The 25,722-nt window shown below is 74.5% G+C and carries 11 protein-coding genes; 3 read left to right on the forward strand and 8 right to left on the reverse strand.

Annotation, left to right across the window (positions count from 1 at the left end; translation table 11 throughout):
- Positions 1-12 precede the first annotated feature (12 nt).
- On the reverse strand, positions 13-8,880 hold the full coding sequence (locus OG711_RS04375) for a type I polyketide synthase (protein ID WP_329558444.1): 8,868 nt from the start codon (positions 8,878-8,880) through the stop codon (positions 13-15).
- A gap of 266 nt (positions 8,881-9,146) precedes the next feature.
- Positions 9,147-9,692, reverse strand: a complete 546-nt coding sequence (locus tag OG711_RS04380; RefSeq protein ID WP_329558445.1) for a MarR family winged helix-turn-helix transcriptional regulator — start codon at positions 9,690-9,692, stop codon at positions 9,147-9,149.
- Between the two features lie 119 nt (positions 9,693-9,811).
- Between OG711_RS04380 and OG711_RS04385 the strand changes: the two genes are divergently transcribed.
- The 3 genes from OG711_RS04385 (at position 9,812) to OG711_RS04395 (ending at position 12,139) form a co-directional block, all read left to right on the forward strand.
- Entirely contained in the window at positions 9,812-10,723 is a 912-nt protein-coding gene (locus tag OG711_RS04385) for an LLM class flavin-dependent oxidoreductase (protein WP_329558446.1), read from the forward strand.
- On the forward strand, positions 10,720-11,346 hold the full coding sequence (locus OG711_RS04390) for a YceI family protein (RefSeq protein ID WP_073786615.1): 627 nt from the start codon (positions 10,720-10,722) through the stop codon (positions 11,344-11,346). Before OG711_RS04385 ends, OG711_RS04390 begins: the two co-directional genes overlap by 4 nt.
- A 91-nt stretch (positions 11,347-11,437) precedes the next feature.
- Entirely contained in the window at positions 11,438-12,139 is a 702-nt protein-coding gene (locus tag OG711_RS04395; protein WP_073786617.1) for a hemerythrin domain-containing protein, read from the forward strand.
- A 102-nt stretch (positions 12,140-12,241) separates the two neighbouring features.
- Here the strand turns inward: OG711_RS04395 and OG711_RS04400 are convergent, their stop codons facing one another.
- From OG711_RS04400 to OG711_RS04425, 6 genes are all read right to left on the reverse strand, one after another.
- Entirely contained in the window at positions 12,242-12,562 is a 321-nt protein-coding gene (locus OG711_RS04400; protein WP_329558447.1) for a hypothetical protein, read from the reverse strand.
- A complete protein-coding gene (locus tag OG711_RS04405; RefSeq protein WP_073786621.1) occupies positions 12,559-13,179 on the reverse strand; it encodes an FMN reductase in 621 nt (206 codons plus the stop codon). The genes OG711_RS04400 and OG711_RS04405 overlap by 4 nt, the downstream gene beginning before the upstream one ends.
- 15 nt (positions 13,180-13,194) lie before the next feature.
- Positions 13,195-14,325: an LLM class flavin-dependent oxidoreductase gene (locus OG711_RS04410; RefSeq protein WP_329558448.1), complete on the reverse strand. Its 1,131-nt coding sequence runs from the start codon at positions 14,323-14,325 to the stop codon at positions 13,195-13,197.
- Positions 14,326-14,676: 351 nt separating this feature from the next.
- Positions 14,677-15,744 carry a pyrimidine utilization protein A gene (gene rutA / locus OG711_RS04415; protein ID WP_266505586.1) on the reverse strand — a complete coding sequence of 356 codons (1,068 nt, stop codon included), beginning with the start codon at positions 15,742-15,744 and terminating at the stop codon, positions 14,677-14,679.
- A 240-nt stretch (positions 15,745-15,984) separates the two neighbouring features.
- On the reverse strand, positions 15,985-22,356 hold the full coding sequence (locus OG711_RS04420; protein WP_329558449.1) for a non-ribosomal peptide synthetase/MFS transporter: 6,372 nt from the start codon (positions 22,354-22,356) through the stop codon (positions 15,985-15,987).
- Positions 22,356-25,463, reverse strand: a complete 3,108-nt coding sequence (locus tag OG711_RS04425) for a non-ribosomal peptide synthetase (protein WP_329558450.1) — start codon at positions 25,461-25,463, stop codon at positions 22,356-22,358. The genes OG711_RS04420 and OG711_RS04425 overlap by 1 nt, the downstream gene beginning before the upstream one ends.
- Between the last annotated feature and the right edge of the window lie 259 nt (positions 25,464-25,722).

The following is a 25,722-nucleotide window of genomic DNA, read 5'->3' on the forward strand; positions in this document are numbered from 1 at the left end:
AGGGGTCGTGGTTCAGCCGGTGGGGGCTGAGGGGGCGGTGGGGGCTGTCAGGCCGTCGGTCCAGGTGCGGACCGCCTGGGCCGTGGTGGCGGCGTGTTCCTCCACGATCGTGAAGTGGTCGCCCGGGACCTCCGAGGTGTCGCACGGGCCGGGCCAGGCCGCCTGGCCCGCACGGTCGGCGGAGGTGCCGCCGGGGGTGTCCGCCTCGGGTGGCCGGTCGGCGGCGCGGACCAGTAGGACGGGCACGCCCGGCGGTTCGGGACGCCATCCCCGGAGCATCCGCGTGTAGGCGCCGAACGCGACCAGTGCCATGTCGTCCACCGCTGTCTCGAACTCCGGTCCCATGGCCAGGGCCGCGCGGGCGGGCATGGCGAGCAGCCAGGGCTCGGCCTCGCGTTCGGGGGTCACGTGGTAGGTGTCCAGGAGAACCAGTCCGGCGGGCGGTGTGCCGGTGGCCGCGAGCCGCGCGGCTACCGCGTGGGCCGGGCAGCCGCCCATCGACCACCCCACCAGGACGGGGCGGCGCCCGCCCAGCCGTTCGCGCAGGGTGGCCGCGTGCAGGTCCACCAGCGTCGCCCAGTCGCGCGCCGGCGCGTCGCCCGAGGCGACCGCCGGGTGCCGCATCTCCAGTACGTCCCGCTCGTCCTCGAAGTGGCGGGCCAGGGTGGCGTACCAGGGCCTGCCGAGGGCCGGCGAGAAGCCGGGGAAGCACACCAGCGGCGGCCGGTCGGCCTGCCCCTCGGCCAATTGGATCGGGTCCAGGGCATGCGCGGCGGATTCCTCGAGGCCGAAGCCGGGGACCGCCAGCGACGCCGTCACGAGCAGATGCATCGCCGAGACGACGTCACCCGTCGCGCACACCCGGCGGTAGAGGGAGGCGAGGGTCTGGCGGGACCGGGACTTCGCGGTACCCGTCGGCCCGGCGGTACCCCCCGGCCCGGCGGCGGCCTTCTCCCGGTGCGGCGCACGCGTAGGCGCTGCTTCGGGCCCTGCCGTACGCGCTGCCCCGGGTGCTGCCGTAGGCGCTGCCCCGGGTGCTGCCTCGGGTGCTGCCTCGGGTGCTGCCTCGGACAGCCGGGTCAGTAGATGCTCCGTCAGCTGCTCGCAGGTGGGGACCTCGAAGAGGAGGGTGACCGGTAGCTCCAGACCGGTGAACAGGCCCATCCGGTTGCGCAGTTGGACGGCGGCCAGCGAGTCGAGGCCGAGTTCGGTGAGGTCGCGGTCGGCTGGTACGGCGGCCGCGCCGGTGTGCCCGAGCACGTCGGCGACCGTCTCACGGACCAGGTCGAGCAGAGCGGGGGCGCGGTCGGCGACGGGCAACCGTGTCAGCCGTTCTTGCCACGTGCCCGGCGTTTCATGCCATGCGCCCGGTGTCCCGTCCGGCATCCGGTCGGCGCCGGACGGGACCGGCCCTCCCCCGCCCTCACCGGATGCTCGGCCTTCACCAGGCTCCACGGCGGTGGTCGGCGGAAGGCCGGACGGACCGGGCAGCAGGTCCCGCAACAGCAGCGGGAGGGGCCGTCGGGCCCGGGGGACCAGCGGGAGCGGCGCGAGAACGGGCCCGCCAACTGCCAGGGCGGCGTCGAACAGCGCCAGGCCCTCGGCCGCGGTGACGGCCCGGAGCACGCCGTCATCCGTCCGGCCGGTGCGGGCGGCCATCCCCTCGCCGCCCGCCCATGGTCCCCACACCAGCGAGAGCGCGGGCAGCCCCCGGGCCGTCCGGTGCAGCGCGAGGGCGTCGAGGAAGGCGTTCGCGGCGGCGTACCCCGCCTGGCCGGGGTTCCCGAGCAGGCCCGCCGCCGAGGAGAAGAGCACGAACCGTGACAGGGGCAGATCCTCCGTCAGCTCGTGCAGATGCCAGGCCGCGTCCACCTTCGGCCGCAGCACGGCGGCGATCCGCTCGGGTGTCTGGCCCTCCAGCACCCCGTCGTCGAGTGTCCCCGCCGCGTGCACCACGGCGGTCAGGTCGGCGGAGCATCCGGCGATCACCCCGGCCAGCGCGGAGCGGTCGGCGGCGTCGCAGGCGACGATGTCGACCCGGCAGCCGGTCCGCTCGATCCGCTCCCGCAGCAGCCGCGCGCCGGGCGCGTCCGGGCCGCCGCGGCTGGTGAGCACCAGTCGGCGTACCCCGTGACGCTCCGCCAGATGACCGGCCAGCAGGGCGCCGAGCGCCCCCGTCCCACCGGTGACCAGCACCGTACCGTCCGCGTCGAAACCGGCCGCCCGAGCGGGCTCGACGGCCGCCGGGCGGATCAGCCGCGGCACATGCACCCGGCCCGCGCGCACGGCGAGCTGGGGTTCGCCGGTCGCCAGGGCGGCCGGCAGCCGGTGCACCGAATCCGGGTGGCCGTCGAGGTCGACGAGGGTGAGACGGCCGGGGTACTCGGACTGGGCGCTGCGCGCCAGCCCCCAGACCGCGGCGGCGGCCAGGTCGGGGTCCGCGCCGGTGGCACCCCGGGTCACCAGGACCAGGCGTGTTCCCGGGGCCGACGCGGACAGCCGGTCCCGCAGCAGCTCCAGGGCCCGCGCCACCAGCCCGTGCGTGGCGGCGACCGGTCCCCGGGGCGGGCCTAACGGATCGGCCGGACCAGCCTGACCGGGCGAGTCTGCCGGATCTGCCGGACCGGACGGACCGGACGGAGCAGACGGACTGGACGGAGCAGACGGAGCAGACGGACCGGGCGGAGCTGACGGACCGGGCAGTCCCGGCGGGCCTGACGGGCCGTTCAGCGCTGGGCTGGACGGGGTTGACGGACCGGACTGGCCGAGTCGACGGGGCAGGTCGGGCGCGTCTGCCCGGTCCGACTGACCGGGCACGCCTGACGAGACTGCCGGGCCGAGCGGGGCCAGGGAGACGACGACGAGGGCAGGGGCGGACGGTGCCGTCCAAGAACCGGCGGCGGGCGACCAAGGCTCCGGCTCGCCCGGAACGGACACACCGTCGTACGGGGTCCTGCCCCCGACCGACGCGGGACGCCCAGCGCCGGACAGCGTCGCGGCCAGCCCGAGGTCGTCCGGCGCGCCCACCTCCCAGACGGGCGGGGCCGAGCGGGCCGGTTCGGCGGGCGTCCAGTGCGGCCGGTACAGCGGTTCGGGGCGGGGGGTGCCGCCGTCGGGGGCGGGTACCGGGCGGGGGGTGCCGCCGTCGGGGGGTACCGGGCGGGTGGTCAGTTCCGTCACCCGCAGCACCGGCCGCCCCGCCGGGTCGGTGAGGTCCGCCGCGACGGTGTGGTCACCGGTGGGGCGCAGCCGGACCCGCAGGGCGGTGGCCCCGGTGGCGTGACCGCTGACACCCCGCCAGGCGAACGGCAGCCGACCGGTCCCGGCGGGCCGTCCCGGGCTCACGGGGAGCAGCAGCGACGCGTGGAGGGCCGCGTCGAACAGCGCGGGATGAAGGCCGTACCTCTGCGCCTCGGCCACGGCCTCGTCCGGAAGCCGTACGTCGGCCAGCAGGTCGTCGCCCTGGCGCCACATCGCCCGTACGCAGCGGAACGCGGGACCGTACGCGTGACCCTCCGCCGCCAGACGCTCGTAGGCTCCGGTGAGGTCGACGGGCACCGCGTCCGGGGGTGGCCAGGACGCCTCGTCGGCTTGCGCCGGGGCGGGCGGGTCGGCCCGCGGCCCGAGACGGCCGGTGGCGTGGTGGGTCCATGCCCCGAGGGGGTCGCCGTCCGCGGGGCGCGCGTGCAGGTCGACGGTCCGGCGGCCGGACGGGTCCGGTGCGCCGAGCGTCACCCGCGTCTCGACGCGCCCGCCGGAAGCGGGCAGGTACAGCGGGAGCAGCAGCGTCAGCTCCTCAAGTTCCGCCAGATCACAGGCGGCGCCGGTGTGGAGCGCCAGGTCGGCGAGAACGGTGGCGGGGACCAGTACCCGGCCGTGCACGACGTGGTCCCGCAGCCAGGGCTGTCCGGCCTCCGAGAGGTGTCCGGTGCTCAGCAGGCGATCCGTGTCCGGCAGGCTCGTCGTCGCGGAGAGCACCGGGTGGCCCGTGGTGTGCGGGGGCGCGGCCGTGTCGACGGTTCCCGTAGCGGTGGGGGCGGGCTCGGCCAGCCAGTGGCGTTCGCGCTGGAAGGGGTAGGTGGGCAGGGCGATCCGCCGGGCGGGCGGGCCCGGGGACGCCTGCCGGACGGCCTCCCAGTCGACCGGGAGGCCGTGCACATGCAGCCGGGCGAGCGCCGCCAGAAGCGTGCCGGGCTCCGGGGGGCCGGTCCTGGTCGTGGCGGTGAACACCCGGTCCCCCGGTTCCCCGACGGTGCTCAGCGCGGCCGAGGTGAGCTGGGTGCCGGGGCCGACCTCGGCGAAGGCGGTCACCCCCGCCTCGTCCGCGAGGTGGCGTACGGCTTCGGCGAAGCGCACGGTGCCACGGGCGTGGCGGACCCAGTAGTCCGGTGACCGCAGGTCGTCGCCGGTGGCCGGGCGTCCGGTGAGGGTCGGGACGACCGGGATCCGGGGCTCATGGAAGGTGGCACGCGACACGGCCCGGGCGAATTCCGCCAGCACCGGTTCGACCAGCGGGGAGTGGAACGCGTGACTGGTCCGCAGCCGGTCGGTACGGCGTCCGCGGGCCTCGAAGCGCGCCGCCACCGCTGCCACCGCCCGCTCCTGCCCGGAGACGACCACCGACCGGGGGCTGTTCACCGCGGCGATCGCCACCGGCCCGGCGGCGGCCGGGGTCCTCGCGAGTTCCGCCGTCGCCTCCTCCTCCGTGGCCTCCAGGACGACCATGGCGCCACCCGCCGGAAGGCTGCGCATCAACCGGGCTCGCGCGGCGACCAGTTCGACGGCGTCGTCCTCGGTGAGGATTCCGGCGGCGTGCGCCGCGGCCAGCTCACCGACGGAGTGTCCGGCCAGCAGGTCGGGCCGCACGCCCCAGGAGGTGAGCAGCCTGAACAGCGCGACCTCGAACGTGAACAGCCCGGCTTGGGCGACATCGGTCCGGTCGAGGGCGTCGGTGGCGTCGCCGGGTCCGGGCCACAGGCTCTCGCGCAGCGGCCGGTCCCCCGTCATGACGGCGTCGAAGCGGTCGCACAGCGCGTCGAAGGAGTCGGCGAAGACCGGGTAGGCGGTGTGGAGTTCCCGGCCGAGGCCCGGCCGTGCGGCGCCCTGCCCGGTGAAGAGCAGGGCCAGCCGTGGGCGGGAGCGGACCGGTACCGGGTCCGTCGTCCGGGCGGCGAGCCGGTCCAGTCCGTCGAGCAGGCCGGCGCGGTCGTCCGCGGCCACCGCGGCCCGACAGCGGAGCGCGGCGCGTGAGGTCGCGGCGGAGAACACCACGTCCCGCAGGGGCTGTTCGGGCCGCTCCCGGAGGAACGCGGCCGTACGCCGCGCCTGGGCCCGCAGCGCGCCCGCGTCGGCGCCGGACAGCAGGAGCGACGGGTACGGCGGCTGCCACGGGGGTGACGGGTGCGGCGAGTCCGGGGTGCCGTCGGGTTCTCCCGCGTCCCGCTCGGCGGCGAACTCCTCAAGGATCACATGGGCGTTGGTGCCGCCGATGCCGAAGGCCGACACGGCGCCGCGGCGGGGCCGACCGGGGACGGGCCGCCACGGCTGTTCCCGGGTGAGGGGCTTCACCGCGCCCGAGGACCAGTCGACGCCGTGGGAGGGCTCGTCGAGGTGCAGCGTGCGCGGCAGCACTCCGTGCCGCATCGCCAGCACGGTCTTGATGACCCCGGCGACACCGGCCGCGGCCTGGGTGTGCCCGAGGTTCGACTTGAGCGATCCGAGCCACAGGGGCCGGTCGGCCGGGCGGTCGCGTCCGTAGGCGGCGAGGAGCGCGCGGGCCTCCACGGGATCGCCGAGCGGGGTTCCGGTGCCGTGCGCCTCGACGGCGTCGATGTCCGCCGGGGTGAGTCCGGCGGCGGCGAGGGCCTGGCCGATCAGCCGCTCCTGGGCGGGTCCGCTGGGCGCGGTCAGGCCGTTGGACGCGCCGTCCGAGTTGACGGCGGAGCCGCGGAGCACGGCGAGCACCGGATGGTTGTTGCGCCGTGCGTCGGCGAGCCGTTCCAGCAGGACCAGTCCGACACCCTCGCCCCAGGCGGTTCCGTCGGCCGCGGCGGAGAACGGCTTGCAGCGGCCGTCCGGGGAGAGCGCGCGCAGCCTGCTGAACGCGGTGAACGGCACCGGACCGGCCATGACGGTGGCGCCGCCGGCCACGGCGAGGGAGCAGTCCCCCGAGCGCAGCGCCCGCGCCGCCCAGTCCATGGCCACCAGCGACGAGGAGCAGGCCGTGTCGACGGTGACCGCGGGCCCCTCCAGACCGAGGGTGTAGGCGATGCGCCCGGAGGCCACGCTGCCGGCGGAGCCGAGCGCGAGATGGGCCTCCTGCGGGTGGCCCCCTCGGTGCAGCAGACGGCCGCCGTAGTCGCCGTGCATCACCCCGACGAAGACGCCGGTGTCGCTGCCGCGCAGGGTGGTGGGGGCGAGGCCCGCGCGCTCCACGACCTCCCAGGCGGTCTCCAGCAGCAGCCGCTGCTGGGGGTCGGTGGCCAGCGCCTCCCTGGGGGACATACCGAAGAAGGCGGCGTCGAAGTCGGCGGCCCGGCGCAGGAACCCGCCGCGCCGGGTGACGGAGGTGCCCGGCTTGTCGGGGTCGGGGTCGTGGAGGGCGGCCAGGTCCCAGCCCCGGTCGGCGGGGAACGCGGAGGTGGCGTCCGCTCCGTCGGCGAGCAGCCGCCACAGCTCCTCCGGGGTGCGGACGTCGTCCACGGGGCCCGGGAAGCGGCAGGCCATCGCGACGACGGCCACCGGCTCGTCGGCCGCCTGGGTGTCACCGCGGGTGCCGGACCGGGCCGGACGTGCCGCCCGGGGCGGGGCACCGAACAGCGCGTCGTACAGGAAGCCCGCCACCGCGTCGGGTGTCGGACGGTCGAAGACCAGGGTCGCGGGCAGGTCGAGGCCGGTGGCCGACCTCAGCCGGTCGCGCAGCAACACGCCCTGGAGGGAGCCGAGTCCCAGGTCGGCGAAGGTCTGGCCGGGGTCGGGGGCGGTGCCGGTGCCCTCGGCCGACCCGGCCGTGGCGTCGAGGACGAGTCGCAGCAACGCGCGGCGCCGCTCCGGGGCGGGGGACGCGAGCAGCCTGGCGCGCAGTCCGGCCCGGGTCCTCGCACCGTCCCGCGCGAGAGTCCCGGTCAGCCGGGCGGCGAGCACGGTCCGCCGGATCTTGCCGGAGGAGGTGCGGGGCAGGGTGTCGCTCGGCCGGATCTCGTCCGGCACCTTGAACGCGGACAGCCGTTCGCGGCACGCGGCCAGCAGCCCGGCGAGGACGGTGTCCCGCGCGACGGGATCGGGGTCCTGCCCGGCGAGGCTGGTCTCCTGCCCGGCGAAGCTGCTGTCCTGCCCGGGGCGGTCGACGCCCTGCTGGGCGAGGTCGGCGTCCTGCCCGGCGAAGCCGGGGTCCCGCCCAGCGGGGTCGGCGTCGTGCCCGCCGAGGTCGGGGTCCTGTGCCGCGAGGACGACGAACGCCACCGGGACCTCCCCCAGTACGTCGTGGGGGCGGCCGACGACCGCCGCGTCCGCGACTCCGGGGCAGGACAGCAGTACCTGCTCCACCTCCACCGGGTTGATGTTCTGGCCGCCGCGAATGATCAGGTCACCCACCCGGCCGGTGACCCGCAGGCCGCCCTCCGGTGTGCGGTGGCCGAGGTCACCCGTGCGGTACCAGCCGTCCCGCAGGACCCGGGCCGTGTCGTCGGGGCGGTTGTGGTAGCCGGTCATCAGGCCGGGACCACGCACCCAGAGCTCACCCTCGCCGCCGTCCGCGAGGATGTCCGTGGAGACCGGGTGGGCGATCCGGACGTCGATGCCGGGCAGCGGCCGGGGCACGCGGTCCGGGCCGGGTGCACCGGGCCGGGCGAGCGCGATCTTGCCGCTGGTCTCGGTGGCGCCGTAGCCGTCCAGCAGGGGCGCGCCCAGCAACTCCGCCACCGAGGCGCGCAGTTCCGTGGGGCAGGGCGCTCCGGCGGTGACGCACACCCGGAGGCCGCCGGGTACGGGCCCGGTGCGTCGTATCGCGCTCACGAGCAGGTGGTAGGTGGCCGGGACCCCGGCCAGCATCGTGAAGGGCTCGCCGGACGGACAGCTCCGCAGGGTCTCGGCGATGTCAACGCCCCGGTCCAGCAGGCGGGCGCTCGCGCCGGTGGCGACCACCGCGACGACGCACAGCGAATGCGCGTAGGCGTGGTGCGTCGGCAGCGGCCACAGCAGCCGGTCCCGGTCGGACATGCCGAGGAGCGGCGCGTAGCCCGCGGCGGTCGACCACAGCGCCGCCCGCTGACTCGTCACCGCGCCCTTGCGCGCGCCGGTGGTGCCGGAGGTGTAGAGGATCCACGCCGGTTCGTCCAGACCGAGGTCGTCGCGCGGCGGGTCCTGCGCGTCGGTCCCGTCGCTCCCGGCGAGTTCCTCGTACGGCACGGCGCTGTCGGGTCCCCCGGCGGCACCACTGTCGGATGCCCCGGACGGCGGTGCCACCGGGCCGACGACGACGCGCGTCCGCAGCGGGTGCCGCCCGGCCGCCATCCGCGTCAGCCGTTCGAGCAGCGGGGCCTCGGCGACGACCGCCACCGCGCCGCTGTCGGCGAGGACATGGGCCAGTTCGTCGTCGGACGCTCCCGGGTCCAGCGGTACTCCGACGGCGGCGGCCCGCAGGGCCGCCAGCGAGCTCTCCACCATTTCCACCCGGCTGGGCAGACAGAGCAGCACCCGGTCCCCGCGGTGTACGCCCAGCCGGGCCAGATGCCCCGCGAGGCGTGCCGTCCGGAGCTCCAACTGCGCCCAGGTCAGCGAACGTCGTCCGTCACGGAAGGCGGTCCTCCCACCCGTGCGCGCGGCGTGCTCCCGCAGCGCCTCGGCCAAGGGGCGTACCAGTTCCGCGCGAACTTCCGTCATGCGTACCCCTCTTGTGCACCCGGGTCCTCGGACGTCCGACGACTATAGATCAACTACGTGCCGGGGCCATCCGGTTGCCCCGCGCATGGCGTGCCGAGCGGCTTCGGACGGGAGCGCGGCCCGCGCCGGGCTCGGGGTACCGGCCGGGCCGGCCGGGCCTGGACCTCGCGCGTCGCCTGGATGCGGGCCCCGCGCCCGCCGGCGGACCAGGGACCCGGCGGCTCACCAGGGAGCGGCCCGTCGCCGGTGCGGCAGGGCACCCGACCCTACGCACCCTCCGCCCGCCGCCTCCGGCCACCCGCGGTCCACCCACCGCCTCCACCCGCGAGCGGACCGCGACCCCGCGCGCGCCCTACCGTCTCGCGCCCGGCGCCGTCCTCGTCCGCCGCCTCATGGAGCCGTTGCAGGAAGTCCGCCACGGGCCCGGACTCCGCCGGGAGGAGGTGCCGGGCGAAATGGTGCTCGATCCCGGCCAGGTGGACGCGGGACGCCTCCGCGAGGCGTTCCCGGCCCCGCTCGGTGAGGACCGCGTGCACCACCCGCCGGTCGTCGGGGGAAGGCACCCGTTCGACGAGTCCGGCCCGGTCCATCCGCGCCAGCAGGCGGGTCAGCCCCCCGGTGCTGTAGACGACGGACGTGGCGAGATCACTCATCCTCATCCGGCCGCCGGGGGCCTCGGCCAGCCGCAGCAGTACGTCGTACTGGGAGAGCGTGAGGCCGGTGCTCCGGTTCATCTCCCGCTCCATGGCCTGAGTGATCCGCCCATAGGCGAGAACGAGATCGGTCCAGGCATCCAGCGCCTTCTGCTCCATCGGGCCTCCACCGGTCCCTCGTCCCAGGAAATATATCTGCACCGACAATAGTTGCAGCGGAAGACACTTTACGACGCCGGGTCCATGGGACCGGTGCCATTTCCCAGAGGAGAGCGATCATGGGCATCCCCGCCGGTTCCGTCGGTATCAACATCGATCCGTCCGCCGCGGGCTCGGCGGCGGCGCTGCGTCTGGCCCGGCTCGCGGACGACTCCGGGCTGGACTTCGCCGGTGTGCAGGACCACCTCTACCATCCGGAGTTCCTGGACGCCTGGACGCTGGTCACCACCCTCGCCGGGGCGACCAGCCGGCTGACCCTGCTGCCGAACGTCGCCAACACCGTCCTCCGGCTCCCGGCACCGCTGATGAAGGCCGCCAACACGCTCGGCCACCTCAGCGGCGGCCGGGTCGTCCTCGGCGTCGGCGCGGGAGCCTCCGCCCCCGCCATCGCCGCCTACGGCGGTCCCCAGCACACCCCCGGCCAGGCCGTCAGCGCCTTCGAGGAGGCCCTGACCGTCATGCGGGCCATGAGCGACCCCGCCCAGCGGTCCGTCCGCTTCGACGGCGAGCACCACCGCGTCCAGGGCGCCCGCCCCGGGCCGTTCCCTGAGCGGCCCGTGCCGCTGATGGTCGGCGCGTACGGGCCGAGGATGCTGCGGATCACCGGCCGTCTCGGCGACGGCTGGCTCCCCAGCAACGGCTACGCGCCACCGGAGCGCGTCCCCGGCATGCAGCGGATGATCGACGAGGCCGCCGTCGCCGCCGGGCGTGACCCCGGGGCCGTCCAGCGGATCTACAACGTCATGGGCACCATCACCGCCGAGGGCGCACCCGTGTCCGACAGCAAGGGCGTCGTCGGCCCGCCCGGCTTCTGGGTGGACACCCTCCTCCGCTACCGCGAGGAGCTGGGCTTCGACTCCTTCCTCTTCTGGCCCGTCGACGGCGACAGCGAGACACAGGCCGCGCTCTTCGCCGAGCACGTCGCCCCCCGTATCCGTACGGCCACTCCGCGAGGACCTCAGCAGTCATGAACGCCACCCCCGCCGCCACCGCTCCGGCGGAGCGGACCCTCAGCACCCCGCCCCCGGGCACCTGGCACCTCGACCCCCTGCACTCCAGCATCGGCTTCGTCGCCCGCCATCTCGGCTTCGTCCGCGTCCACGGCCGCTTCACCGACGCCGAAGGCACCCTCACCATCACCGACCCCGTCGAGGCGACGACCGCCGAGGTAAGGGTCGCCACCGCCACCATCGACACCGGCGTGCCCGTCCGGGACAACCATCTGCGCTCGCCGGAGTTCCTCGACGCCGACCGGCACCCCCTGATCGGGTTCCGCGGCCACCGGGTCCACCGCACCGGCGACGGCTGGGCCATGGACGGCGACCTCACCGTCGCGGGCGTCACCCGCCCCCTGACCCTCACCGGACAGTTCCTCGGCCAGGACGTCTACCCTTTCACCGGGGGCCGCCGCCTCGGCTTCACCGGCCGCGCCACCGTCGACCGCCGCGACTTCGGCGTCTCGGGACTGCCCCCGCTCCCCGGAGCCCGGATCTTCGTCGGCGCGGGTGTCGACATCGAACTGGACATCAGCATGATCGACCACGACATCCAGCCCTTCAACCAGCAGCTCCTCGGACGCCCCCAGGCTCTCTGAGCAGTGCGGGACGGGCCCGTCACCGTGGGGCGCCGGACACCCCCGCGGCCACGAGGACGCGCCCCCGTCCCATCCCCAGCGGAGGAATCAGATGAGCAGAAGGAAGACCGGCGGCCGCGGGCGCGACCCGTACGCCGGAAGCGGCCGGGCGCGGGGGCAGGCGCCGACGCGCGGCGGCCGGCCGCAGGGACCGGCGCCGACCCCCGCGCCGAAGCAGCGCCACAGCACGAAACGCGCACTCCAGGAGTCCACCCGCCCCACCGCCCCGAAGCCCGCCCGGGACACCGGGACCACCCGCCAGGGCCACGACGAGGCCCGCCGTCTGATCGACGTACACAATCACTACCGGCGGGAGCTCGCACAGGTACGGGACCTGCTGCGCCAGGTCAGGAAGGGCGGCGCCACCATCGACCGGGCCCGCGGCCGGGTCAACGCCCTGGCCCTCGCCACCGCCGACGGCGGCTTCAGCGAGATATGCCGCGCCGCCTGCCGTTCCCTGACCGAGCACCACCGGCTGGAGGACCGCGGCGTCTTCCCCCATCTGCGGCGCAGCCGGCGCGACCTCCAGCCGGTCCTCGACCGGCTGGACGAGGAGCACCGCACCATCCACTCCCTGCTCACGGACGTGGACCGGGCCCTGGTCCACCTCGCCCGCAACCCCGGCGACCACGGCCCCGTCACCAAGGCGATCGACCTGCTCACCGATACCGTCCTGTCCCACTTCGCCTACGAGGAACGTGAGCTCCTCGGCCCTCTCGCCCGCTACGGCTTCGCCCCCGGACGCCGTCGCTGAGCCGTCGGGCAGGGCGAGGGCGCGCCCGCCACGGCTTCGGCCGTCCTGCAAGGCACGGCAAGGCAAGGCGCGGGCACGGGCACAGGCACGGGGGCAGCAGCTTCAGTGCCAGCCGCGGTCGACTCCCGTCGGGTTGTCGCCCTGGACGGGGCCGATGAAGTCCTCCATGATCCCGCGCAGACGTTCCACCCGGGCGCGGTCGAGCATGAAGTCCCGAAAGCCCCTCGGGTCGGTGTTGGGGTACTGGTCGATGGGCTTCCAGCCCGGTACCCGCACATCGCGGCGCGCGGGCCACTGCGCCGACGCCTCCTGGGCCTGCCGCGAGAGGCGGTAGCTCATATAGAGCTTCGCGGCGTCGGGGTGCGGGGCGTCCTTGAGGATCGCCCCGGTCAGGAGGCACCCACCCGGCCGGTTCGGCGTCATGGTGGATCGTGCTGGAGAAGGCGCTCCATGGTGGCCAGGTCCTCGGTGAGGGGGTCTTGCCTCCGGCGGGGCCCGCAGCCCTGGACGAGGCGGGCGTAGTCGGCCGCCGCCCGGTCGACCCGTTCGCCCAGGGCGGCGCCGCTCTCGTGGGAGCCGAAGTCGTCGGTGGCGGCGTAGACGCCCCGGGGCGAGACGATGGCGTGCAGATAGGAGAACATCGGCCGCAGCGCGTGTTCCAGGACCAGGGAGTGCCGCTCCGTGCCGCCGGACGCCCCGATGAGCACGGGCATGTCCGCGAACGTGTCCTCCGGCAGCACGTCGAAGAACGACTTGAACAGCCCGCTGAAGGACGCGTTGAACGCGGGGGTGACCGCGATGACGCCGTCGGCGTCCGCGACCGTGCCGAACGCCTCCTCCAAGGGCGCGGTGGGGAAGCCGCTCAGCATCGCGTCGATGATCGCGCGGCCCAGTGGGCGCAGTTCGACGAACGAGGACTCCACCGTGTCGCCCGCGCGGGTGAGTTCCGCGCGCACGGACGCCTCCAGCCGGTCGGCCAGCAGACGCGTCGAGGAAGGATCCCGCAGCCCGGCGGTGATGATCGCGATCTTGGTGGTCATCCCCTCACGCTCCTCTCAACTCCCCGTGGTCTGCGATGACTGCGGTGACTGCGACGCTGCTTCCGCGTCCCGCGCCCGCAGCAGCGACTGATGCGTGGGGGCGTCCGGGGCGTCGGGGGACCTGCCGACGGCGAACTCCTTGCGCAGTACCGGCACGACCTCGCCGCCCAGGAGATCGAGCTGTTCCAGCACCGTCTTCAGCGGCAGTCCGGCGTGGTCGACGAGAAAGAGCTGGCGCTGGTAGTCCCCCGCGTACTCACGGAAGCCGAGGGTCTTCTCGATCACCTGCTGGGGAGAGCCGACCGTCAGAGGTGTGAGCGAGCTGAACTCCTCCAGCGACGGCCCGTGCCCGTACACCGGCGCGTTGTCGAAGTAGGGACGGAACTCCCGTACCGCGTCCTGGCTGTTGGGCCGGATGAAGACATGTCCGCCCAGTCCGACGATGGCCGCCTCCGGGGTGCCGTGCCCGTGGTGCTCGAAGCGCTGCCGGTAGAGCTCGATCATCGTGCGGGTGTGGGAGGCGGGCCAGAAGATGTGGTTGGCGAAGTACCCGTCCCCGTAGTAGGCGGCCAGTTCGGCGATCTCGGGGCTGCGGATGGAGCCGTGCCACACGAAGGGCGGAATGCCGTCCAGCGGACGGGGGGCCAGGGTGAAGCTCTGCAACGGGGTGCGCAGCTTGCCGTCCCAGTCGACCACCTCCTCACGCCACAGACGGCGCAGCAGCCCGTAGTGCTCGACGGTCAGCGGGAGCGCCTGGCGGATGTCCTGGCCGAACCAGGGGTACACCGGCCCGGTGTTCCCCCTCCCCAGCATCACATCGGTCCGTCCCTCGGCCAGGTGCTGGAGCACGCTGAAGTCCTCGGCTATCTTCACCGGGTCGTTCGTGGTGATCAGCGTGGTGGACGTCGACAGGATGATCCGCTCGGTCACCGCCGCGATATAGCCGAGCAGGGTGGTCGGTGAGGACGGTACGAAGGGCGGGTTGTGGTGCTCGCCGGTGGCGAAGACGTCCAGCCCGACCTCCTCCACCTTCCTCGCGATGGCCACGGTGTCCCGGATGCGCTCCGCCTCGGTCGGCGTACGGCCCGTGGTCGGGTCGGGGGTCACGTCACCCACGGTGAAGATGCCGAACTGCGTACCGGTCATAGCGCTGTCACTCTCCCTGCCTGTGTGACGCACACCCCTGTTCGCGGTTGCCGTCCTTCCCGCTGAACGGGCGGGTGGCGAGATCCTTGACGACCTCCTGGCGGCCTCCGCGGGGCGTCCTCGCTCCCGTACGGTGCGGAGCCGGTGCGGGCCCACCGCGTCCGGCCGGCCACGGCGAGCTACCGCCGCATCCGCCCCACCGGCCTCACCGCACCCCTAGCTATTCCCCCACGGCCGGAAGCCGAACCACTCTCCCGCGAACCAGGTCAAAGATGCACCAATGGGAAAAGGTGGTAGAGGTCTGCCGGAATCCGGTCCAGGGAGCACGGTCCCGGGAGCACGGCCCGGTGCTCAGGAGGTACGGGATCTCATGAGCGGCTGGATACGGGTGCCGAAGTTCTCCATGCCTTCGAGGAAGTCGTCGAAGACCAGGATGACGCCTGTGACGCCGTCGATCCCGCTGATCCGGTCGAGCATCCCCGCGACGGTCGCGAAGGACCCGACGAGCGTTCCCATGTTGAGGTTCACCGCGCCCTCGGGGAGCGCCACGGTCTTCGCGGTCGAGGACGCGTCGGCGTCCTTGTCCGTCGCGGTCTGTTCCGTCAGATAACCGAGCGCGGCGAGGTCGGCGTTGTCGTGGTAGTCCTTCCATTTCGCCCGCGCGGCGTGGTCCGTCTCGTCCGCGATGACCATGAACAGCGCGAGTGCGCCGACGTCACGGCCGGTCGTACGTACTTGTTCGGTGAGTGCGGCGGTGGCGTCGGAGAGTGCGAGCGGAGTGTTGACCCCACTGCCCAGGATGAAGTTCCCGTCGGCGTGCTCGGCGGCGAACCTCATACCCGTACCGCTCTGTCCGGCGGCGAGGATGTCGATGTGTCCGTTCACCGGGCGCGGCGACAGCACACAGTCGTCCATCCGGTAGAACTCGCCCTGGAAGTCACTCGTACCCTCGCCCCACAACTGCCGTAGCACGGTGACGTATTCGGCGGCGCGCCGGTATCGATCGGCGAAGTGCCCGTCCCCGGGCCAGAGATCCATCTGCGCGTACTCGGCGGGCGACCAGCCGGTGACGATGTTGACCCCGGCCCGGCCGGGGGCGATCGCGTCGATGGTCACCGCCATCCGGGCGGCGATCGCCGGGGGCAGGGCGAGGACCGGCGCGGACGCGTACAGCCTGATCCGTTCCGTGACGGCGGCCAGGGCCGCCGTCAGGGTGAACGACTCAAGACAGTGGTCCCAGAACTCCGTCTCGCCACCGAAACCCCTGAGCTTGATCATCGACAGCGCGAAGTCCAGTCCGTACTCCTCGGCACTCCGCACGACGGCCTTGTTCAGTTCGAACGTCGGCATGTACTGCGGAGAGCTTTTCGAGATGAGCCAGCCGTTGTTGCCGATGGGGAGAAAGACCCCGATCTCCATACCGCTCCTCAGTCGCCGGGGCAGGCGATCCCCGCACCGCTTCCCGCCCCCACCGCCGCCCCGCCGGGGCGGCCCTGCCCGGGTACGCCGATCCTGCCCATGGCACGGCGCGGTACACAACGGCACGCGGTCGCGGTCCATCCGCCCGTCCGCCGACGGGTGGCGGCCGGGGTACGGGTACGGGTACGGGGTCGCCCACCGCGCGGCGGACGACCCCGTACCCGTTTCCGCTCCGTCCGGTCAGCCGGTCCGCATGGGGCGGGTCCCGGCGGTGGTGGGAGTACCGGGGGCGGGGCGGTCCGAGGTGAGGGCGGCGAGGCCCACCAGGTCGTCCGCCTGCGCGTCCGGGACCTCTCTGTCGAACCGGGCCAGCACCCGCACCCGCAGCGAGACCGCTCCCAGCAGCAGGATCGCGACCCCGAGGAGGATGTACAGCAGCCCGATCCCCCGCCCGTCGCCCGCACCCAGAACAGCGCCCACGGTATCGGCGAGCGCGCCGTCCGAGGCCATCAGCGGCTCCAGGTACCGGCTGCCGAACGGCGCGATCAGCAGGAAGCCCACCGGCAGGGTGGACCACGCGACAAGCTGGTTGAGCGCCATCACCCGGCCGTGGAACCGCTGCGGCACCTTTACCTGAATGATCGTCAGATAGATGCCGTTGAGTATCGACAGCGACGCCGACATCCCGAACACCCCGGCGCAGACCATCAGCAGCTCGGGCCGCAGCCCGGTCAGGACGGAGAAGAACGCCAGCACCGGCAGCACGAGCAGCATCCCGCGCATCCGGCGGTGGCGCGGCCCGCCCCAGACACCCATCGCCAGGCCGCCGACGATCGCGCCGATCCCGCCCGCGAGGGAGACCGTGGCCACCGTGCCGAGCCCGGAGAAGCCGAGCACCAGCGGCGGGACGAGCTGGAAGAGGACCGGCAGGAAGAGGTTGAGGACGGCGAAGAAGAGCAGCATCGCCCGGAACCCGGGCCTGCGCCAGACCAGCCGGAACCCGGCCGTGATCTCCTGCTTCAGGGTCTCGCGCCGCCGCGCGGCCAGCGTGCGCGGGAACCGGACCGCCAGCAGGATCAGCGCCGCCACCACATAGCTGACCACGTCGATCAGCAGCACACCGCCCAGACCGATACCGGCGAGCAGACCGACCGCCGCGAGCGGGGCGACCACCTGGGCCATACCGCCGGATATCTGTACGACGCCGTTGGCGTGGCCGAGATAGCGCTTCGGCACGAGCTGCGGGATCGCCGACTGGAAGGCGAGCCGCTGGCCGGTGAGGGAGACCGAGAGGATCGCCATCAGCACCCCGACATGCCAGGGCCGCAGGGTCCCGAGCACATGGAGCAGCGCGAGGACCGCCTCGGACGTACCGCAGACCAGGGTCGACACCAGCATCACCCGGCGGCGGTCGACACGGTCGACCAGGCCGCCGAGGAGCGGGGCGGCCAGCAGCCCCGGCACGATACCGAGGACGGCGAAGAGGCCGAACCAGGCGACCGAGTCCGTCGAGAGGTAGATCCACAGCGGCAGGGCGAACTCGGTCAGCGCCGAGCCGGTCTGCGAGATCATCTGGGAGGCGGCGACGGCCACGAACCGACGGGTGTCCCGGCGGGTCGCCGGGGTGGCGGACCGCTCACCGGCGGCCGACGCGTGGTGAACACCGTCCAGCCACCAGGTGGCACGCCCGGGGCGGTGGGCACGGGTGAGGGCGACGACATCGGCGTGTTCCAGGCCGTCGGACTCCGTGTCGCCCGGTCCCGTGCTGTCGTTCTCCGGACTGACGGGTTCCGTGCGGTCGCGCTCTGCGTTGTCGGGTTCCGTGGTCCGTGTGGTGTCCGTGGCTCCGGCGACCCCGGTGGCCTTGGTGGCTACTGGGGCTTTGGTGAACGCGGAGTGCTCCGGTTCGGTGCCGGGCGCGCTCCCCGGGCCGGGCCCCGTGCGCGACGCCGCGACCGCCGGGTGGACCGTGGTGACGATCTCGGCGAGTTCCGTGGCGCGGTGCTTGAGGAAGTAGTGGCCGCCCTCGTCGAGCACGGCGACGGCGGTGGTGGGGCCGACGAAGCCCCACTCCCGGAACCGCTCGCGGTGGAAGTCGGTCCCCGGGTCGGCGGAGCCGATCACCGAGACCACCGGGGACGCCAGCGCGGGCGCGGGCCGGGCGAGTTGCTCGGTGAAGTACGCCTCGGCCGCGCGGGAGTCCTCCCGTACGTTCCGTACGATCGTGGCCAACTGCTCCGGTTCCAGGCCCTCCAGGTCGGCGCCCATGGAGCGGAGCCAGTTCAGGTGGAGCCGTCCGCTGCGTCGCCGGTCCAGCACGGAGAAGCGGGCGAGCAGCCCGAGCAGGCCCTCGGTGGGCCGGGCGAAGGGGAAGATCCCGCCCAGATAGACGGCGGCGGGCTCCCGTCCGGCGGCGGACAGCTGGTGGGCCAGTTCGACGGCGAGTGCGGCGCCCACCCCGCAGTGCCCGTACACGGCGACCGGTCCGGTCACCCCGCTCAGCACCTCCTCGGCGCAGCGGCGGGCCACCTCCTCCAGCGGCAGCGACTCCTCGGACATGCCGAGGTCGTGGCCGGGGACGGCGACAGCGTGCAGGGCGACACCGGGCGGCAGGGCGTCCGCGAGCGGCTGGTAGACGACGGCACTGCCACCGCCGTACGGCAGACAGACCAGGGAGAGCGTGACCCGGTCGACTGATTGACGGGGCGTCAGTTCGTGCAGGAAGCGGCTCGGTCCGCGCTCGGAGTCGGAGCGGTCGGCGAGGGCCGCGAGCGCGGCGACGGTCCGCTCCCGGAAGACGTCCATGAGGGTGATCCGGGCCTCGGGGCCCAGCAGCCCGCGCAGGGCGGCCACCATCCGCATGGCCAGCAGGGAGTGTCCGCCGAGGTCGAAGAAGTCGTCGTGCGCGCCGACGCGTTCCAGTCCGAGCAGAGCGGCCCAGCAACCGGCGACCGCCTCCTCGGTGGGGGTGGCGGGGGCCGTCCAGACGGCGGCCTCGCCGGGGCCGGGCGTGCCGGGCTCGGGCAGCGCCCGGCGGTCGACCTTGCCGTGGGCCTGCCGGGGCAGGTCGGGCAGGACGACGAAGCGGGAGGGGACGAGGTAGTCGGGCAGCTTCTCGGCCAGCAGTCGGCGCAGTTCGGCGACCGGCGGCGGGGCCTCGTCGGCGGTGGGGACGAGGTAGCCGACGAGGACGAGTTCACCGGCGGGGCCCCGGGCGGCGGCGACGGCCTGGGCGACCCCGGGGAGCCGGGCGAGATGAGCCTCCACCTCACCGAGTTCGACCCGGTAGCCACGGATCTTGACCTGGTGGTCGTCGCGGCCGAGGAATTCGATCGTGCCGTCGGAACGGTGGCGGGCGAGGTCCCCGGTGCGGTACATGCGCGGTGCGGCGGCAGCCTGCACGATCTCGGCGTCATCGGCATCCCCGGAGCCTTCGGGTCTGTCCGGTCTCCCAGGTCTCTCCGGTCTCTCCGCTCTCGCGGATCTGTCAGGTCTCCTGGCTTCCTCGGTGACCGGGGCGGTGACCGAAGCCGTGTCCGAAGCCGTGACCGGGGAGGTGGCCGTGCGTGGGGCTTCGGCGAAGGGGTCGGCGCGGAAGCGTTCGGCGGTCAGGTCCGGCAGGCCGAGATAGCCGCGCGCCAGCCGGTCGCCGCCGATCCACAGCTCCCCCGGTACCCCGGCGGGCACCGGCTGCCGACGGGCGTCGAGCAGATAGACCCGTGCGCCCGGCAGCGGGTGCCCGATGGGGGTGGTGGGTCCCGCCGCGGGCAGGTCCGGGTCCACCAGGTGGGTGGTGGCGCCCACGGTGGCCTCGGTCGGTCCGTAGTGGTTGATCACCCGGCAGCCGGTACGGGCTCCCGCCACCGCGAGCCGGCGCGCCCACTCCCAGCCGGACGCCTCGCCGCCGAGGACGAGCAGCCGTCGGGGCAGCAGCTCCGCCGGGTCGTCCACCTCGGCGCACAGCGCGGCCAGATGGGAGGGAGTGAGCTTGACGCAGTCGATGCGCCACTCGGCGAGATGGGCGGCCAGCTCCGGGCCGGGGGTGCGCGGGGGCAGCAGATGCAGGGTGCCGCCGGTGGTGAGCGCGAGATACAGGGTGGTGAGGCCGAAGTCGAAGGCGAGCGACTGGAGCAGGACGTAACGGGCGCCGTCCGCGAGCCCGGCCTCGCCGAAGCGCTGTCTCACTCCGGCGAGGTAGGTGAGCACCTGGCGGTGCTGCACGGCGACGCCCTTGGGGGTGCCGGTGGAGCCCGAGGTGTAGATGACGTACGCGAGGTGGTCGGGTCCCGCGCCGTCGCCGTCGCCGGGCGGGGTGTCGGGGACGGCGGCGAGCCGGTCCGCGAGTCCGTCGAGCAGCAGGACCGGGGCGTCGGACGCGGTCAGCAGGGACCGCCGGAGGGAGGTGGTGACGAGGGCGACCGGCGCGGAGTCGGTCAGCATATGGGCGAGACGTTCGCGGGGCTGCTCGGGGTCGAGCGGTACGTACGCGGCGCCGGACTTCAGCACGGCGAGCAGGCAGACGGCCTGGTCGAGGCCCTGGTCGAGACAGACGCCGACGAGCCGGTCGGGTCCGGCGCCGGTGCCGCGCAGCAGCCGGGCCAGCCGGTTGGCCCGGCGGTCGAGTTCGGCGTAGGTGAGGGTGCGGCCCTCATGGACGAGGGCGATCGCGTCGGGGGTGCGGGCGGCCTGCGCGGTGACGGCGGCGGCGAGGGTCGCGGCGGCCGGGCGGGCGGCGCCGGAGTCGTTCCACTCGTACAGCACCCGGTCGCGTTCGCCGGGGGTGAGGAGGTCGAGGGCGCCGACGGGGGTGTGCGGGTCGGCGGCGGCCCCGGCGAGGACGCGTTGCCAGTGCCCGGCGAGGCGGGCGACGGTGGCGGCGTCCCAGAGGTCGGTGCGGTAGGTGACGAAGGCGTCGAGGCCGTCCTCGGTCTCGGTGCAGTACAGCCCGAGGTCGAGATGGACGCCGGTGCCCTCGAAGGGGAAGGTCCGCCACTGGAGGTCGCGCGGCTGGACGGTCTGGGCACGGTGGTTCTGGAGGGCGAAGGAGACCTGGAAGAGGGGCGGCCGGCCGAGGTCGCGCGGCAGGTTCAGCGCCTCGACCAGCCGCTCGAACGGCGCCTCGCGGTGCTGCTGGGCGCCGAGGGCGGCGGTGCGGACGCGGTCGAGGACGACCGCGAAACCGGGCCCGGCGTCGTCACCGTCGACCGCGTCGTCCCCCGGCCCCGGCTCGGACGTGCCGAGGTCGGCGCGGATCGGCAGCATCGTACTGAACAGACCGATCAGGCCCTCGGTGGCCTCGTCGGGACGGCCCGCGAACGGTGTGCCGACGGCGAAGTCCCGCTGCCCCGACCAGCGGCCGAGCACCACCTGGAAGGCGGCGAGCAGAGTCATGTAGAGGGTGGCGCCCCGGGCCCGGGAGAGCGCGCGGACGGCCTGGTACGTGTCGGCGTCGAGCCGGAAGGCGTGGGTCGCTCCGCCGGGGCCGGGTACGGCGGGGCGCGGCCGGTCGGTGGGCAGGTCCAGCGGCGGGACCCCGGTCATGGCCTCGCACCAGTACCGCAGGTCGGCGGCGGCCCCCGGCAGGCTCTGGCGCTCGCGCTGCCAGTGGGCGAAGTCGCCGTAGCGGATGGGCAGCGGCGGCGGGGAGGGGGTGGCGCCCCGGACCAGTTCCTCGTAGCCGGTGAGGAGTTCGTCCAGGAGCACACCGGCGGACCAGCCGTCACCGACGAGATGGTGCTGGCAGATCACGAGCACGTGGTCGTCGTCGGCGAGGCGCAGCAGCAGGGCCCGCAGCAGGGGCCCGTCCACGAGGTCGAAGGGCAGTGCGACCTCGTCCTCGACGGCGGCGCGGGCGGCGGTCTCGCGTTCCCCGGCCGGGAGTCCGGTGAGGTCGCGGGTACCCCAGGGCACGGTGAAGCCGTCGGCGGGCGTGACACGTACCCGGGGCATGCCGTCCTCGTCGGCGGGGAAGGTGCTGCGCAGCGTGTCGTGGCGGACTGCGATCAGACGCAGCGCCTCGGCGAGGGCTTCGTCCCGGAGCGGGCCGCGCAGCCGTCCGGCGGTGGGCAGGACGTAGGCGGCGGTGCCGGGGGTCAGTTGCTCGACGAACCAGAGACGTTCCTGCGCGAGCGACAGCGGCTGGGGTTCGTCGTCCGGGCGGGCCGGAATGCCGGTGGGCCGGGCGGCCGCGGCGGCGGCGCGTTCGCGCAGTCGCCGGGCGAGCAGGGCACGCTGATCACCGCTGAGCGCCCGCCGGGGCGGACGGTCGGTGGGCGTGGGTGGCGCCACGACGGGGTCGGGCGGCGCGGCGGCGGTGGGGGCGGGGTCCGTGGGGACGGTACGCGCCGGAGCGGTGGCCACCGACGCGGCGGCGCTGGGCATGGCGTCCACCGATGCGGAACGTGTCACCGTGACACCCGTCGGCGCGGGCACGGCCGGCGCCGGGGCGGCCTGCGCGGAGACGGACGGTGCAGGCGCCGCCGGTACGGAGACGGACGGTGCAGGCGCCGCCGGTACGGAGACCGTGAGCGCGGCGGCCGTGGGCGTGAGGGCTTCCGGGGAGCCCAGGGAGTGGGGCGAGCCCGGGGAGTGGGGCGGGTTCAAGGGGTCCATCACGCCTCCTCCGCCAGCAGTTCGAGCACGACAGCGTCGGTCACCGTGGCCACCGTGGTGGACTCCTCGTAGAAGACATGCAGGGGTACGTCGACCCCCAGGCGGTCCCGGATACGGGCCGCGACCTGGGTGATGGTCAGGGAGTGCGCGCCGAGGTCGACGACATCGTCGTGGTGGCCGATGACGGGCAGGTCCAGCACCTCGCACCAGATGGCGGCTATCCCGGCGGCCAGCTCGTCCCATCCGTCGTCCGGGCCCGGGTCGCCGTCCGGGGACACGGTGTCCGGCGCGGACTCCGTTGTGCCCCGGGCCGGTTCGGGCAGGGCCGCGCGGTCCGTCTTGCCGTTGGGGGTGAGCGGGAGGGCCGGGAGCGGGTGGACGACACCGGGGACCATCGCGTCCGGCAGTACCAGGGTGAGGAAGGAGCGCAGTTCGGCGCTGGTCGGTACAGGGGCCTCCGGGCGCCAGACCGGGTACGCGACGAGTATCCGGCCGACCGGGTCGCCGTCGTCGCCCCGGACCGCGACGGCCGCCGCCGCGACGGCGGGATGGTCCTGGAGACGGGCCTCGATCTCGCCGAGTTCGATCCGGTGGCCGCGCAGCTTGATCTGGTCGTCGCGGCGGCCGAGGCAGTCGAGCGCGCCGTCGGGCCGGACCCTCGCGAGGTCGCCGGTGCGGTAGTGGCGGGCGCCGGTGACCGGGTCGGTGACGAAGCGTTCGGCGGTCTGCTCGGGCCGGCCCCGGTAGCCCCGGGCCAGTCCGGCGCCGCCCAGGGCCAGTTCGCCGGTGACCCCGTGCGGTACGGGGTGCCCGGCCGGGCCGACGACGAGGGCGGTGGTACCGGCGATGGGGCGGCCGATGGTGATCCCGTCGGGTACGGGCGGCACCTCGGCGGCGGTGGACCAGATGGTGGTCTCGGTCGGCCCGTACACGTTCCACAGCCGTGCGACACGTGTCCGCAGCCGGCGGGCGAGCGCGAGGGGCAGGGCCTCGCCGCCGCTGAGGGCGATGAGGGCGGGGGCGTCGAGCCCGCCGTCCAGCAGGAGCCGCCAGCCCGACGGGGTGGCCTGCGCGTGGGTGACGCCGTGCCGCCCGACCAGGGCGGCGAGGGCGCGGCCGTCGCGGGTGTCCGTCTCGCGCGCGATCACCACCCGGCCGCCGGTGATCAGCGGCAGCAGCAGTTCGAGGGCGGAGATGTCGAAGGAGAGCGAGGTGACGGCGAGCCAGACGTCGTCGGGACCGGCTGCCAGGGTGTCGCGGAAGGCCAGCAGGAGATGGGCGAGGGCGCCATGGGGAACCTCGACGCCCTTGGGGCGTCCGGTGGAGCCGGAGGTGTAGATGAGGTAGGCGAGGTCGTCGGGGGTGGGGGACGGCAGCGGTGGGCCGTCGGCCCCGCCGGTCACGTCCCCGGTGAAGAGGTCGTCGAGCAGGAGGGTGCTGCCGTGTCCTTCGACCAGGTGGGCGGTGCTCCGCTGGGCGAGTGCGAGGGGAGTACCGGCGTCGGCGAGTACGAGGGCGACGCGCTCCGCCGGGTAGGACGGGTCGACGGGCAGGTACGCGCCCCCGGCGAGGGTGACGGCGAGCACGGCGGCCACCATCTCGGCGGAACGCTCCGCGCAGACGGCGACCACGGTGCCGGGGGTGACCCCGGCGGCGGTGAGCCGCCGGGCGAGGCCGGTAGCGGCGGTGGCCAGTTCCGCGTAGGTCAGGGTCTGTTCGCCGACCGACACGGCGGGGCGTGCGGCGTGCGCGGCGAAGGAGCGGGTGAGCAGCGCGGGCAACGTTGCGCCGGGTGCGTCGGGGGCGGGTTCGGGTCCGCGCAAGGGGGCGCGTTCCGTCTCGTCCAGGATCGGCAGGTCGGCCAGCGGGGTGCCGGGGGCGGCGGCGATCGAGGCGAGCAGTCGGCGCAGATGTGCGCCGACCCGGTCGGCCCGGACGGGGGACGGCAGGTCCGTACGGTGCATGAGCAGGACGCGGAGCCGGTCCGGGCCGTCGAGGAGGTGGAACCGCAGGGCGCCGCGCGCGGTGCCGGGGAAGAGCGTCCAGTCGATGGTGGCGCGTACCCCGGCGAAGGTGACGGGGGCGATCCGGCGGCGGTAGGTGAGGATGACGGGCGCGAGGGCGGAACCGGGCTGTACTCCCCGGACGGCGCGGGGCAGGGGGACGCGGCGGTGCGGGTAGCAGCCGCGCAGCTCGGCGCGGACCGTGTGGGCGAACTCGCTGAAGGGGGTGCCTGGTTCGGGGGTGGTGACCACGGGCAGCTCGTTGGCGTGCATGCCGATCCGGTCGGCGGCGTCGGGGGTGCGGGTGCCGAGGCCGACGGTGACGGCGGGGCGCTCGTTCCCGTACCGCAGCAGGAGGGTGTGCACGGCGGCGAGGAGCAGTTCGAAGAAGGTGACGCCGAGCTTCTCGGCGGTGTCGGCGAGGCCGGTACGGAGCGCCGGGTCGATGTCGAAGTCGACGGCCGCGCCCGGACCGACGCCGACGGCGTCGCCCGCGCCGGTGTCGAGGCCCGGCAGCAGCACCGTGGGACCGGGCAAGGGGCGGTCGGCCCAATAGGCGGACGCCTCGGCGATCGTCCGGGCGTCGGGCTCGGGGAGGTCGGCGGCGTGGGCGAGCGAGCCGTCGGTGGCGGCCGGGGCCGGTGCGCCGCCCGTGCGGTGGGCGTAGCAGGCCGCCAGGTCGGTCAGGAACACATCGGTGGAGGTGCCGTCGAAGGCGATGTGGTGCGCGACGACCAGCAGGGTGGCGTGGGTCGGGCCGGTGCGCAGCAGGGTGAACCGTACGGGGGGTCCGGCCGCGAGGTCGAACGGCTCCGCGCTCGCGGCGGCCAGCTCGCCGGGCAGCCGTTCCGGTGTGGTGTCACGAACGGTCAGCGCGGGCGGCGGACCGGAGGTGAGCAGGGGGACCCCGTCCCGCTCACGGACGGTCAGGGCCAGGGCGGGGTGACGGTCGGCCACATCGGCGCAGGCGGCGGCGAGTGCGGCGGAGTCCAAGGGGCCGTCGAAGCGGACGGCGAAGGGCATGTGGTGGACGGAGCCGAGCGGCGCGATCCGCTCGTTGATCCAGATGCCCTGCTGGGCAGCGCTGGCCGGGGTGCTGGTCACAGGTCTTCCTCGGTCTGTTCGGCGTCGGGACGCGTGGCAGGAGTGGGGCGGGGGGCAAACGGACGGGGCGGGCGTAGCGAGGGGACAGGGGGAATGCGGGTGCGGTGGGGTGGTTCGGGGTGGAGGTGGGTGCGCGCGGAAGCGTGGTCGAACTCCCGCTGCTGCCCGGCACGGGTCGACGCGGAGGCGCGACCGGGCAGAGCGGTGCGGGGACGGGGCGGAGCGGAGGCGCGGGGACGTGTGCCCGGCGTCGGCGCTG

It is taken from the genome of Streptomyces uncialis (assembly GCF_036250755.1).
Taxonomy (GTDB): domain Bacteria; phylum Actinomycetota; class Actinomycetes; order Streptomycetales; family Streptomycetaceae; genus Streptomyces; species Streptomyces uncialis.